Here is a 13551-nt window from a genome sequence, read left to right on the forward strand (position 1 = left end):
TGCGATTACCTTTCAAAAACTTTTTCAAATTGCTCAAATACCACGATCATGCTTTCTTTTGGGGCTTTGCCAAATTCTGAGAGCTCTCTGGTATAATAATTCCAGTGTGTCTTTTTCCAATATTCCAAACTTTTGTCCCCTTCGCCTTCCAAACGTGCATGGTCAGCATGGATTGCAAAATAGGGAACCAGTTTTACCGAAGAAGTTCTTACAATACATTTGGCATTCCCGGACCAATCTGTCACTACCGCGAAATCGCCAACTTTAGGCAAAGGCTCTTTCCGTAGCTGTAATCCCAAAAGTGAATGTGACGTAGCACGTTTAATATCCTTGCAGACCAAACTTGCACAAATATTGGCATCTTTTTCATTATCGCAAAAGTATATCACTTTAGGAGCGTCCTCAGAGGCAAATTCCAGGTGCGCATCTAAAAAATCACCCCATAGATTTCGGGCAGAAGCATTTTCCATTTGGGAAAATTAAGAAAAATTGTATTGATTTATGGTAAAAAGTATTTTCAAATATCGATTGATCACTGTTAGAAATAGATACCGCCAACCCTATTTTCATTAAGCAACATCTTATTTTAATTGTTAGCTTATCCCTATATTTATGTTTTTCTAACTTGGAAAATAAAAACACGACACTTTTTCTTGAATATAGGGGATAAATCTCAAAACGATATAAGGGTTTTTCAATTTTTAAAACTTTGATCAAATGAAAACGATAAAAGGACCGGCTGTATTTCTTGCACAATTTGTTGATAGTCAAGCGCCGTTCAATTCCTTGGATGGAATATGCAAATGGGCTTCCAATTTGGGATACAAAGGAATTCAAATACCGACTTGGGAATCTTTTTTGATAGATTTGGATGAAGCGGCGGCAAGCCAGGATTATTGTGATGAACTTAAAGGAACGATCAATTCATACGGATTGGAAATCACGGAACTTTCAACCCATTTACAGGGACAGTTGGTTGCCGTGAATCCTGCATATGATATCATGTTTGATAATTTTGCCCCCGAAAAAGTAAAGAACAATCCAAAAGCGCGTACCGAGTGGGCAATTGAAACGGTAAAAAAAGCTGCCACGGCAAGCAGGCGATTGGGCTTACATGCCCATGCCACATTTTCCGGGGCATTGTTATGGCATACGGCACACCCTTGGCCGCAAAGGCCACCGGGATTGGTAGAAATGGGCTTTGAGGAATTGGCCAAAAGGTGGATGCCCATTCTAAATCACTTTGATAAGGAAGGTGTAGATGTTTGCTACGAAATTCATCCAGGTGAAGATTTACACGATGGGGATACCTTTGAACGTTTTCTGGAAGCCACGGGAAATCATAAAAGGGTCAATATTTTGTATGACCCCAGTCATTTTGTATTGCAACAACTGGATTACATTGCTTACATAGACCATTATCATGAATTTATAAAATCCTTTCATGTGAAGGATTCCGAATTTAACCCTACTGGAAAGAAAGGTGCCTTTGGAGGGTACAACGATTGGGGTGAACGTGCCGGCAGGTATCGTTCTTTAGGTGACGGACAGATTGATTTTAAAACTATTTTCTCTAAGTTGACGCAATACGGTTGTGATGTTTGGGCAGTGATGGAATGGGAATGCTGTATTAAGAGTCCGGAGCAGGGTGCGCGTGAAGGAGCTAAATTTATCCAAGACCATATTATAGAAGCAACTACCAAAACTTTTGATGATTTTGCGGGTGCTGAAACAGATACAGAAAAGCTTAAAAAAATCCTTGGGCTATGAAAAAAAAGATTTTGTTTTTAGTTGTGATAGCGGTGATGTCCTGTAAGGACAAACCAAAGGAAACCCAAAACGAAATGAAAGAAGAAAGGGAGACTCAAATAGAAGATAACAATGAATGGACTGTTTTGTTTGATGGGTCTTCTTTTGATGGCTGGCATTTTTATAGGGGGGGAGCAGTTGCAGAACCTTGGAAATTAGAGAATGGAGCAATGGTCTTCCATCCCCCGGAAAATAGACCGAAAGGAGAGAGTTATAATATCGTTACCGATAAAGAATATAAAAATTTTGTGCTCAGATTGGAATGGAAGATTTCCGAAGGTGGAAACAGTGGTATATTTTGGGGAGTCAACGAAAGTGAAGAATTTGGACAGCCCTATGAAACAGGGCCGGAGATACAGGTTTTGGACGATGAAAAACACCCAGATGCAAAAAATGGCACCACACACCAAGCAGGAGCATTGTACGATATGGTAGCTCCATCTGAAAAAGCGGTAAAGTCCGTAGGTGAATGGAATATGGTTGAATTGATGGTAAACCATGGAGAAAATAAGGGTATTGTGATTTTGAACGATAAAAAAATTGCAGAGTTTCCCGTTAACGGGCCTGAATGGGACAAAATGGTTGCAGATTCCAAGTTTGCAGATTGGGATGGTTTTGGAATTTACAAAACAGGAAAAATAGGATTACAGGATCACGGTGACATCGTCGCTTTCAGAAATATCAAAATAAAAGAACTATAATATGCCAAATTACATTAAAATCTTCCTCTTATTTGTGGTAATTGCACCAAATGGTTTTGGTCAGGAAAAAGAGCCTACAACGCCCGAGGCCACGGAGTTTTACGAACCGGTTCCACCTAAGGTTATTCCAGGCACGAATGGGACGCCCCCAAGTGATGCCATCGTTCTTTTTGACGGGAAGGATTTTGACCAATGGATAAGCAGTGTTGACAGCATGGCAGTAAAATGGCACTTAAATGAAGATGGTAGCATGACGGTTAAGGATAAAGCGGGGAATATTCAGACCAAAAAGAATTTTGGCAGTGTGCAGCTCCACCTTGAATGGAAATCCCCGGCAGAAGTTCAACGTGAAGGGCAAAACAGAGCAAATAGTGGTGTATTTATCCAGCAACGCTATGAGGTTCAAGTATTGGATAACAATGACAACCCTACCTATACCAATGGTCAAGTGGGCTCAATCTATAAACAAGGTGTACCATTGGCCATGGCCTCTGTACCCACGGGAGAATGGAACACTTATGACATTATCTTCCATGCTCCAGAGTTTAGTAGGGGCGGAAATATTGTTGAACCGGCAACGGTTACCGTATTGCACAATGGTGTTTTAATACAAGACCATTTTGTGATTGAAGGGACCATTAAATACATTGGTTGGCCCAAATATCAGGCCCACGGGAAAGCTCCATTGGTATTGCAGGACCATAAAGATAATAGTAGGGTAAGTTTTAGAAATATATGGGTAAGGGAACTGGATTAAATCACCATGTATTTGGTTGCGATCATCGGAAACCATCCCTAAAAACCTATTTTAATTACCTTTGCCAAAATTCATAATTCTGTATGATTCAATCCATGACAGGCTTTGGGAAGCATGTAGTGCAACTCCCATCCAAAAAAATTACTATCGAGCTTAAATCACTTAATAGTAAAAATCTTGATATCAATACCAGAATACCTCAATCTTACAGGGAAAAAGAGTTGGAACTGCGTAAAATGATAGCCAATGTTTTGGTGAGGGGCAAAGTCGATTTTGGATTATATGTAGAAATTACCGGTGAAGAAACCACTGCTGAGGTCAACCAAGTCGTTGTTAAACAATACATGCAACAACTTGCCAAAATAGCCAGTGGCGATGATTTAAAATTGCTGGAGATGGCATTGCGTATGCCAGATACCATGAAAACGGATAAAGGTGATATTGACGAAACGGAGTATGAATCCATAAAAGGGGCAATGGTACAGGCACTTACCAAGATAATCGCTTTTCGCAATGAAGAAGGTGAAGATTTGAAGAAGGATTTTATGACCCGTCTCAAAAATCTCAGAACGCTTCTTGGTGAAGTAAATAAGATGGATCCCGAGCGATTGGATACCGTAAGGGAGCGTTTGGAGAAAGCCGTATCAGACTTAAAAGTGGATTTAGATGCCAATAGATTTGAACAAGAACTGATCTACTATCTGGAGAAGTATGATATTACAGAAGAAAAGGTACGCTTGACAAATCATTTAAATTATTTTGAAGCTACCTTGCAATCCAAAGATTCCAATGGTAAAAAACTAGGCTTTATAGCACAAGAAATTGGTAGGGAAATCAATACTATAGGATCAAAGGCCAACTATGCACCTATGCAGCAGTTGGTGGTACAAATGAAGGATGAGTTGGAGAAGATAAAGGAGCAAATGCTAAACGTGTTATGAAAAAGGGAGGGAAACTCATCATTTTTTCAGCTCCTTCGGGTAGCGGTAAAACTACCATAGTAAAGCATCTTTTGGAGCAGCCAGAACTAAATTTGGCGTTTTCTGTATCAGCGACTTCACGTCCACGAAGGGGAAAGGAAAAAGAAGGGATCAATTATTATTTCATGTCCATTTCAGCATTTAAAAACCATATCAAGAATGGGGATTTTTTAGAATGGGAAGAAGTATACAGGGATAATTTCTATGGGACTTTAAAAAGTGAGGTGGAACGTTTATGGGCAGAAGGGAAGAACGTAATTTTTGATATCGATGTAGTAGGTGGCTTGCGGATAAAAAAGAAATTTCCAGATCAAACTTTGGCCGTATTTGTAAAACCACCAAGCGTGGACGAGCTTAAAATCAGATTAAAAAAACGAAGTACGGAAAGCGATGATAAAATAAACATGCGTGTAGCAAAAGCTTCGGTTGAACTGGCCACAGCACCCCAATTTGACAAGGTCATTAAAAATTATGACCTTGAGGTAGCCTTAGCAGAATCCTATAAGTTGGTAGCCAATTATGTTGGAGCAAAGGTTTCCAATAAAGAAGAGGAATAGAAAATGAAAAAAGTAGGACTCTACTTTGGCACTTTTAACCCTATTCATATAGGACATTTAGTGATTGCCAACCACATGGTCGAGTATTCGGACTTGGATGAGGTATGGTTTGTAATTACGCCACAGAGCCCATTTAAAAAGAAGCAATCCTTGTTGGATAACCATCACAGATATCAGATGATCTCTGAAGCCGTTCATGAATACCCAAAATTGAAGCCCAATAAAATTGAGTTTGACCTTCCGAAGCCAAATTACACTATTGACACTTTAGTGCATTTAGATGAGCAGTATGGCAGCGACCTTAGTTTTTCGTTGATTATGGGTGAGGACAATCTAAAAAGCTTTCACAAATGGAAGAATTACGAAGCAATTCTGGAAAACTACTGTATTTACGTCTATCCAAGGATTTCAGAGGGCAGTATGGAAAACCAGTTTAAAAATCACCCTAAGATTACCCAAGTAAACGCCCCTATCATGGAAATATCATCTACATTTATACGTAATCAACATAAAAAAGGCAAGAATATAAGGCCTTTGCTTCCCCATTCGGTTTGGAAATATATGGATGAGATGAATTTTTATAGGTAAAAAGATTTTCGTACTTACCTTTTAAGAATATCGGTAGCTAAGTATTTGTCGTCCTTGTTATAATACCAGGCTCTATTTTTTGGCATAAGAATACCTTCAACATTCTCCAACCCTTTTAAAAGTATATATTCACCATCATTTTTACTCTCGTCGTGATAGAATTGATAAACTTCCATGGCATAGGTTTGCGGATCAAAGTAGAAATACCAAACGTCGTCGCCAACACCTTCTTCATAATTTACCTTTAAAACCAAATATTCCTTCCCCTTGAAAATTTTCGTCTCAACCTTCTCATCCAGGATAGTTCCGGCATCTTTTAATTTCATTGGAAGACCGTACAGATAGGTGTAGTAATCCTTCATCATATTGCCGCGCTCACATGTCAATTTATATTTTTTCCGGTCTGCATCCGTAATTTGTGGCGAACCGTTTAGACTTATCACGCAATTTTCCCCATCAAACCCATAACTATAAACCACCTTGTCTTTTTTTACTTTTAGTTTAAATTGCTCTTTGGGATTATCAATGGATATCATACTTGATCTTTCACTGGATTCCGGTCTTTCCGTAATTACCTCAAATTTACCTTTAAACGTATTCCACTGATTATTGGAATCATGAAAAGCAATGGTACTATCCAACAGTTCCTTTGCAGAAATGTTTTGGCCATAAAAGACTTTTCCTGAAAAGAATATCATGATTAAAAGAAGAGAACGCATCGGCAATGAATATGGTTGAACGTACTAATTTTGTTTTTCTATCCGAGCTGGTTCCACGGTACTGTCATGCTCAGAATAGTAAAGTTCCAATAATTTCATTGTGGATTTGACCAGATCTTTACTTTCCGTCAAAAATGAAAAGTATAAGGTAGTGTTTTTTGGGCTGGATTCTTCTGTACGGGTGCGGGCTACCTGTTTTTCAATCTTCTCCGATACCAAATCAAAAAGTTCATCCCTTCGTATTAAGATGGTTTGGATTTTTTCAAAAGTCCTGGTCTGGAAAATTTCCTGCGTACCGTTAAAGAGTTGCTCAAGGGCGACATCAAGTTCTTTTAACTCCTTAATTTGAGTATATTTTAGTTTTTTATGGTTGTTGTGCACATGCTTGTAACCTAGGGTAGAGATGTATTCCAAAGACTGGGAAAAATCCTGTAAGTGGCCCAAAAGACTTATGTAAAAGTTACTGGCCCCGCCAACACTCGATTCATCCAGGTTTTTAATAAAATAGAAAATATTGTTTTTTAAATCATCGATTTCCGCAGACATTTTTTTAACGCCTTTTCTATTTTTTCGTAATGTTTCTATATCATGTCTGGCCAGACCATTTACACAATTGGTGTAGATTTTGTTGCCTCTTTTGATCATGTTGCCAATATTGTCGGCACTCTCTTCAATAACTCCTTGTATAGAACTGCTTTCAGCCCTACGTAGACTATCTTCTGCTTTACTGACCTTGGTCTTTTTATTGTGCGACATGTAATTGCGCAAAAGAATTGCCGCTGCGGCAATAAGCAATACGACCAAACCAATAAATCCTCCAAGATATAGGATGTATGCTATGATGGATGCTGCAACAAAAGCACTCAGAGCGGTAAAAAACCAGCCCCCGATTACATTCAATACACCGGCAACCCTATAAACCGCACTCTCCGCACCCCAAGCCCTATCCGCCAATGATGTACCCATGGTCACCATAAAAGTTACATAAGTTGTCGATAAAGGCAATTTCATTGATGTGGCTATCGATATAAGGACACTGGCCACCATAAGGTTGACAGATGCTCTAACCATATCAAAAGCGGGCATATCCTGAACCTTGCTTTTAGGGATGTACGTATAAGGAACTGCAAAGCGTTCGTCTATTTTTCTTTGAAGGGACGGGGGAATTACTTTTGAGAGATTTTCAAAAGTTGCAATACTGAACTTTACAACCTGTCTTGAAAGAAAGTTAGGTTGAAAACGTTCATCGCCCTCATCCTGTCTTGCCAAATCAACACTGGTTTTTACTACGCTTTTTGCTTTTGATGAAAACCAAAGTGTAATTACCATAATTCCACCAGAAAGCAATAATAGTAACGTTGGGGTCTGCACGGCGGCAGACAGTCCGCTCATATTATAATCTGCAGCGGCTATACCCGAAGCGCTCCAATCTTGGAACGATTGTAGAGCAGCAATGGGCACTCCAATAAAATTGACAAGATCATTACCAGCAAATGCCATTGCCAGCGCAAAGGTTCCGAACGCAATTACCAATCTATATACGTTCCATTTAAAAAACTTTGCGAAAATCCATGAAACCAAAGTCCATACAGCAATATCGATGAGCACAAAAAGTTCTGGCTGTGTAGCTATAAAATCAGTTAAGGCACCGCCAAAAATTTCTGCGCTTTTCAATCCCTTTACTAGAATAAAATAAACTATTGCAGTAATCGCTAAGCCCCCAAAGAGTGCTTCAACCCATTTTGACCTTGCTTTGTAATTAAATGATATCCATAACCTAGAAAAAAATTGGACCAAGGCCCCAATGGTAAACGCGATAAAAACCGATAGTAAAATTCCAATGATTATTTCTGTTGCTTTATCAGTGTTGATGTAATTCGCCAAGTCTGAGAATCCACCATCCATTTTGTTGATTTTTACCAATGAAATTGCCACAGAGGCGCCCAAAAGTTCAAATACTATAGAAACTGTGGTAGATGTGGGCATTCCCAGCGTATTGAAAAAGTCCAACAATAAAATGTCGGTAATCATAACGGCCATGAAGATGATCATGATTTCTTCAAAGACAAATTCCCCAGGATTGAAAATGCCTTTACGCGCAACCTCCATCATGCCACTAGACGAAACTGCACCAAAAGCAATACCCACACTTGCAACAATCATTATGGTTTTGAAAGAGATTGCCTTAGATCCGATTGCCGAGTTTAAAAAGTTTACGGCATCATTGCTTACCCCAACCACTAAATCTGTTATTGCCAGAATTGCCAATGCAATAACCATAAAAATATAGATGTTCTCGCCCATGTATAAGAAATATGGCAAAAATGCCATTATAAATCTGTACCAAGGTTAATAAAATGTTACGAAATACAACTGGAAAATCTTGATTATTTTAAAGGCATGAAGCTGAAATTTATCTTTTGGCATATCTTCGTCCAAAATCAAGATACTTATGGATTGGGAACGTTTGCTTTCATTGAAACGTTTTGGTGACACACATAAAAGACTACGAAAAGAACAAAAAGAAACACGTTTGGGTTTTGAGGTGGATTATGACCGGATAATTTTCTCATCAGCGTTCAGGAGTCTTCAAGATAAAACACAGGTTATTCCACTCCCTATTAGCCTGGGCTCCAAAAAGGATTTTGTGCATACGCGCCTTACCCACAGTCTGGAAGTTTCTGTAGTGGGCAGAAGTTTGGGACGTATTGCCGGTCAAAGAATCATAAATAAAAATCCACATTTAAACGAAGTGCACGGCTACCATTTTAATGATTTTGGCGCTATAGTGGCTGCCGCTGCATTAGCTCACGATATAGGCAATCCGCCCTTTGGACATAGTGGAGAAAAAGCAATAGGGAGTTTTTTTGAACAGGGCAAAGGGAAAAAATATAAAGATTTTCTTTCTAGTGCAGAGTATCAGGATTTAGTTGATTTTGAAGGAAATGCCAATGGATTCAAATTATTGACTGAATCCAAAGAAGGCGTTCCTGGCGGTCTTCGCTTAAGTTATGCAACTTTGGGGGCATTCATCAAATATCCCAAAGCATCATTGCCAAAGAAACCATCCAATCATATTGCTGATAAAAAATTTGGCTTTTTTCAATCGGAAAAAGATTTTTTTAAAGAGGTTGTAGATGAGATAGGTCTTGCGGTGAATCCTAATCATACCCAGACAGGATACTACAGACATCCACTAACATATTTGGTAGAGGCAGCGGATGATATCTGTTATACGATAATCGATTTTGAAGATGGCATCAATCTAGGCTTGATACCCGAGGAATATGCTCTGGAATATCTCATAAACTTGGTAAAGCACTCTATAAATACCAAAAAATACAATGTAATCAAATATTCCAATGACAGATTGAGCTATCTAAGGGCATTGGCCATAAATACTTTGATTATGGATGCAGTGGAAGTATTTGAAAAGAATGAAGGTGAGATTTTGTCAGGAGCCTTTAATAGCGCTTTATTGGACAGGGGAAGTTATAAAGCGCAAGTGGACGATATTATAAAATTAAGTGTTGAAAAAATATACAGATCCAACGAGGTAATCGATAAGGAATTGGCTGGGTATAGAATTATTTCAGATATACTTGATACTTATGCGACTGCTTTAATACATAAAAAAGAGGGAAAGCAGAGCAATTATGATAAGCTATTGGTACAAAGTCTACCGGAAAATTATCAAAGTACAGATGCATCCATCTATAAGATCTTGCTGGATACCTGCTGTTTTGTTGCAAGTTTATCAGATAGTGCAGCGGTACATATTCATAAAAAATTGATGGGCAAGCATATTTAGAAAGCATAGGTCAAGCCCACTCCCAATAATTGCTTAAATTGTATTCTGGGTGTTCCCGGGTTAATTATAGTGCCATCTTCTGCAAGTTCTTCGTCAAATTTGATATCATCATCATAAATTACATGGGTGCCTATATTGGCATTGATGAATTTATTGACTTTTAGGTTAAAATTCATTTCCCAATCCACATCAACGTTTCCAAAACTCAAAAGATAATCTGTATAGAGACTGACCCTATGGTTCATAATGACATTTTTTAAAATCTCGGTCTCCCATGAGTTATTTATTAAAAATCCAATTTCCATAAAGATACTTTCCCCTGGGTCTACACCAAAAGCACCTTGTTCTGATAAATCCTTATCCAGCACAAACGTTGCTTTTTGGGTAAGAGGGGATATATATAAGTTGAATTTGCCTCCCTCAGGAATGTATGACTTACCTGCTCCTAAAAATAAATATCCCGGGGACATAAACCTGGAGATTGGAGTATCTCTGTCCGGATATTTAAAACCATTGGAAAACTGTGTATTGAACGTAGCTTTGAACGAATAATACCAACTAGTGATAGTATCCTTTCTAAAGCTTATGGCAGAGGCCAAGCGAATCTGGTCATCTGTTTTTCTAAGCTTTCTTCCTTCTTGGGCATTGATACCGTACCTGAGCTGCGCTTCATTGTTCCAGTTGAGGTATCTAAACTTATAGTTTCTTACAAAACGTCCACTACCTAGAGCGGAAACGGAGTTTTCCCCTCCCGCGTTCCAGTTTACAAAGGCTACTTCGTTAATGTTCAGTCCAAACTCATTTATTTTGGTCCAAAACGATTGTGGCTTAAAGCGTTTGTATCTTTTGCGAACGGGTTTCACCCTGTTCAGTACAGTTCTCGGGTCCGTAAGTCTCGCGCCCCTGGTAATATACTTTAGTTTGATATCTTTTATGCGCTGTACTTGAAAATTTGATGCCGTGGTATCCCTTTCAAAAACTTTTAAAGGATTTACTTGTGCTTGTAATGATAAGGAAAGAAAGAAAAAAACAGCGAAAAAGCAAGTCAGTCGCATGGTGAGGTTGATTTAATATAATTTTTTATTTCATCAAAATCTATACCGGCCATTTCCCAAGTTTCATCAATTGTTCCATGGGATATAAATTTGTCGGCGACACCAAAGATTTTAACTGGGGTCGAAAAGTTTTCAATATTTGCAAATTCTAAAACAGCAGACCCAAACCCTCCTGTTTTACAACCATCTTCAATAGTAATGATATGATTATATTTCCTAAAAATTTCTTTTAGCATTTTTTTATCCAAAGGTTTTATGAACCTCATATCGAAATGCCCTACGACTTGGGAATTTTCCAATTCTTCCAATAGTGTGTAAATTTGATTACCAAGGGTGCCAATAGTGAGAATTGCAATGTCAGATCCTTCTTTTAGACAGCGAGCGGCCCCGATTTCTATGGCTTCAAATTTATTCTTCCAATTTAAGGTCGCACCCTTGCCACGAGGATATCGTATGGCAATGGGCAAATCCAAACCATTTTGGGCTGTGTACATTATATTGCGGAGTTCCATTTCGTTCATTGGCGCAAAAACTATTAGATTGGGAATACATCTTAAATAGGCAATATCAAATACGCCGTGATGCGTGGGCCCATCCTGTCCCACGAGCCCAGCACGGTCCAAACAGAAAATGACCGGAAGTTTTTGCAAAGCAACATCATGAATGACTTGGTCATAGGCACGCTGTAAAAAAGTGGAGTAGATATTGCAAAATGGAACATAGCCCTGTGTTGCCATACCTGCTGAGAATGTTACGGCATGCTGCTCGGCTATACCGACATCAAAAGCCCTTTCGGGCATTGCATCCATCATAAATTTTAATGAACTGCCCGTGGGCATGGCAGGAGTGATGCCCACTATTTTTTTATTTTGCTCTGCAAGTTCAACAATGGTATGCCCAAATACGTCTTGATATTTTGGTGGTTCTTTTTGTTTAATGCTTTTAATCTGCTCTCCTGTGCTTTTATTGAATTTGCCCGGGGCATGATAAGTGACTTGGTTGTCCTCGGCTTTTTTTAAACCTTTCCCTTTAGTGGTAATAATATGAAGCAATTTTGGTCCACTTACTTTTTTAAGTCGTTCTAGTTCTTGAACCAATTCCGGAATATTATGTCCATCAATAGGTCCCGAATATTTTAAGTTGAGGCATTCAAAAATATTCTCATCTTTTGCTGTACCGTCCTTTACATTGGTCAAGTATTTTTTGAGGGCACCTACGCTCGGATCAATACCGATGGCATTATCGTTTAGAACTACCAATACATTTACATCTGTTACGCCAAGATGATTAAGGCCTTCAAACGCCATTCCACTCGCAATAGATGCATCACCGATGACCGCAATATGTTGTTTATGTAAATCATGGTCCAGTTTAGAGGCTATTGCCATTCCCAAAATAGCAGAAATAGAAGTGGAACTGTGTCCGGTTCCAAAATCATCGTATTCGCTTTCGCTCCGTTTGGGAAAACCGCTAATACCCCCCAACTGTCGGTTGGTATCGAATATATTTTTTCTTCCTGTCAAAATTTTATGGCCGTAGGCTTGGTGCCCTACATCCCAGATGAGTTTATCCTTGGGGGTGTTAAAAACGTAATGTAGTGCAATGGTAAGTTCAACAACGCCTAAACTTGCACCTAGGTGTCCTTCTTTTGTGGATACAATATCAATGATAAAATCCCTTAACTCCTTAGCAAGTTGGGGCAACTTCTCCAGAGATAGTTTTCTAAGGTCTTGCGGGGCATTAATATGTGCTAAAATTTCTTCCAAGGAAATAAAAAAACAAAAGTACCTATAATCAGCAAAATGATTTTATGCTTAGTTTAGCCTTTTTTAAAATTGTTTTGAAATTGTGCAAAATCCTTTTGACGATAGTTACTTTATGAGAAAAGCCTTGCAAGAGGCCGAATACGCTTTTAAAAATGGTGAAGTTCCTGTAGGTGCTGTGGTGGTAGTGGATAATAGGATTATTGGTAGGGCATACAATCTTACCGAACGACTGAATGATGTTACTGCCCATGCAGAGATGCAGGCCATAACGGCAGCCTCAAATTTTCTGGGCGGAAAATATTTACATGGCTGTACTTTGTACGTTACTTTGGAACCTTGTCAAATGTGTGCGGGTGCTTTGTACTGGAGTCAAATCTCCAAGATTGTATATGGGGCCGCGGATTTGGAACGAGGCTTTAACGTTATGGGAACAAATTTACACCCAAAAACAGAGATTACGGGAGGCATTATGGAAAACGAAGCTTCAGAATTGTTGAAACGATTTTTTATACAAAGAAGAAATCTAAATTAAAGTGAGTTCGACATAAGGTTCAGATCATAGTCCTTATTTTCAATTTTTTATAAAATTATGTCAGGTCAAGTCTTTCGGCTCAGCCCAAGATAAACTAAAGTCGAGGCCAGCTTGAAATTAAAATCATGAAGACTTCTCGACTGCGCTCGAAGCAACGGTCCACCCTATTTAATGGAATTTGTCTACAATTCGTTACTATTTTATATAGAACTTATATTAAATTAAAAAACCCCGATCAATCCATCGGGGTCGTAATCAAATCAAGAATACAATATT

The 13551-nt window shown here is 38.7% G+C and carries 13 protein-coding genes; 8 read left to right on the forward strand and 5 right to left on the reverse strand.

All coding sequences use genetic code 11. From position 1 onward, the window contains the following. Positions 1-5: 5 nt before the first annotated feature. Complete coding sequence (locus HME9304_RS08415) at positions 6-470, reverse strand: ASCH domain-containing protein (RefSeq protein ID WP_112378166.1); 465 nt, start codon at positions 468-470, stop codon at positions 6-8. Positions 471-717: 247 nt separating this feature from the next. Here HME9304_RS08415 and HME9304_RS08420 point away from each other — a divergent pair, with 247 nt between their 5' ends. The 6 genes from HME9304_RS08420 (at position 718) to nadD (ending at position 5392) form a co-directional block, all read left to right on the forward strand. After that, a complete protein-coding gene (locus HME9304_RS08420; RefSeq protein ID WP_112378167.1) occupies positions 718-1770 on the forward strand; it encodes a sugar phosphate isomerase/epimerase family protein in 1053 nt (350 codons plus the stop codon). Then, positions 1767-2510, forward strand: coding sequence for a 3-keto-disaccharide hydrolase (locus HME9304_RS08425; RefSeq protein WP_112378168.1), 744 nt, complete (start codon positions 1767-1769; stop codon positions 2508-2510). The genes HME9304_RS08420 and HME9304_RS08425 overlap by 4 nt, the downstream gene beginning before the upstream one ends. Position 2511: 1 nt before the next feature. After that, on the forward strand, positions 2512-3267 hold the full coding sequence (locus tag HME9304_RS08430) for a 3-keto-disaccharide hydrolase (RefSeq protein ID WP_112378169.1): 756 nt from the start codon (positions 2512-2514) through the stop codon (positions 3265-3267). A gap of 83 nt (positions 3268-3350) precedes the next feature. Further along, positions 3351-4208, forward strand: a complete 858-nt coding sequence (locus tag HME9304_RS08435; protein WP_112378170.1) for a YicC/YloC family endoribonuclease — start codon at positions 3351-3353, stop codon at positions 4206-4208. Next, entirely contained in the window at positions 4205-4804 is a 600-nt protein-coding gene (gene gmk / locus HME9304_RS08440) for a guanylate kinase (protein WP_112378171.1), read from the forward strand. The genes HME9304_RS08435 and gmk overlap by 4 nt, the downstream gene beginning before the upstream one ends. Before the next feature lie 3 nt (positions 4805-4807). Further along, positions 4808-5392 (forward strand): nicotinate (nicotinamide) nucleotide adenylyltransferase, encoded by a 585-nt coding sequence (nadD, locus tag HME9304_RS08445; protein ID WP_112378172.1) that lies wholly within the window; start codon positions 4808-4810, stop codon positions 5390-5392. 14 nt (positions 5393-5406) lie between these two features. On the opposite strand, the gene HME9304_RS08450 is transcribed toward nadD, so the two are convergent. After that, positions 5407-6090: a DUF6503 family protein gene (locus HME9304_RS08450; protein ID WP_239023215.1), complete on the reverse strand. Its 684-nt coding sequence runs from the start codon at positions 6088-6090 to the stop codon at positions 5407-5409. 45 nt (positions 6091-6135) lie between these two features. Further along, on the reverse strand, positions 6136-8415 hold the full coding sequence (locus tag HME9304_RS08455; RefSeq protein ID WP_112379771.1) for an inorganic phosphate transporter: 2280 nt from the start codon (positions 8413-8415) through the stop codon (positions 6136-6138). Between the two features lie 148 nt (positions 8416-8563). Here HME9304_RS08455 and dgt point away from each other — a divergent pair, with 148 nt between their 5' ends. Then, positions 8564-9922, forward strand: a complete 1359-nt coding sequence (gene dgt / locus HME9304_RS08460; RefSeq protein WP_112378174.1) for a dGTP triphosphohydrolase — start codon at positions 8564-8566, stop codon at positions 9920-9922. Here dgt and HME9304_RS08465 read toward each other — a convergent pair. Continuing rightward, positions 9919-10977: a DUF3078 domain-containing protein gene (locus HME9304_RS08465; RefSeq protein ID WP_112378175.1), complete on the reverse strand. Its 1059-nt coding sequence runs from the start codon at positions 10975-10977 to the stop codon at positions 9919-9921. The genes dgt and HME9304_RS08465 overlap by 4 nt on opposite strands. Further along, on the reverse strand, positions 10968-12743 hold the full coding sequence (dxs, locus tag HME9304_RS08470) for a 1-deoxy-D-xylulose-5-phosphate synthase (RefSeq protein WP_112378176.1): 1776 nt from the start codon (positions 12741-12743) through the stop codon (positions 10968-10970). The genes HME9304_RS08465 and dxs overlap by 10 nt, the downstream gene beginning before the upstream one ends. Before the next feature lie 82 nt (positions 12744-12825). Here dxs and HME9304_RS08475 point away from each other — a divergent pair, with 82 nt between their 5' ends. Then, positions 12826-13275 carry a nucleoside deaminase gene (locus HME9304_RS08475; protein ID WP_112378177.1) on the forward strand — a complete coding sequence of 150 codons (450 nt, stop codon included), beginning with the start codon at positions 12826-12828 and terminating at the stop codon, positions 13273-13275. Positions 13276-13551: the final 276 nt, after the last annotated feature.

The organism is Flagellimonas maritima, from assembly GCF_003269425.1.
Taxonomy (GTDB): Bacteria; Bacteroidota; Bacteroidia; order Flavobacteriales; family Flavobacteriaceae; genus Flagellimonas; species Flagellimonas maritima.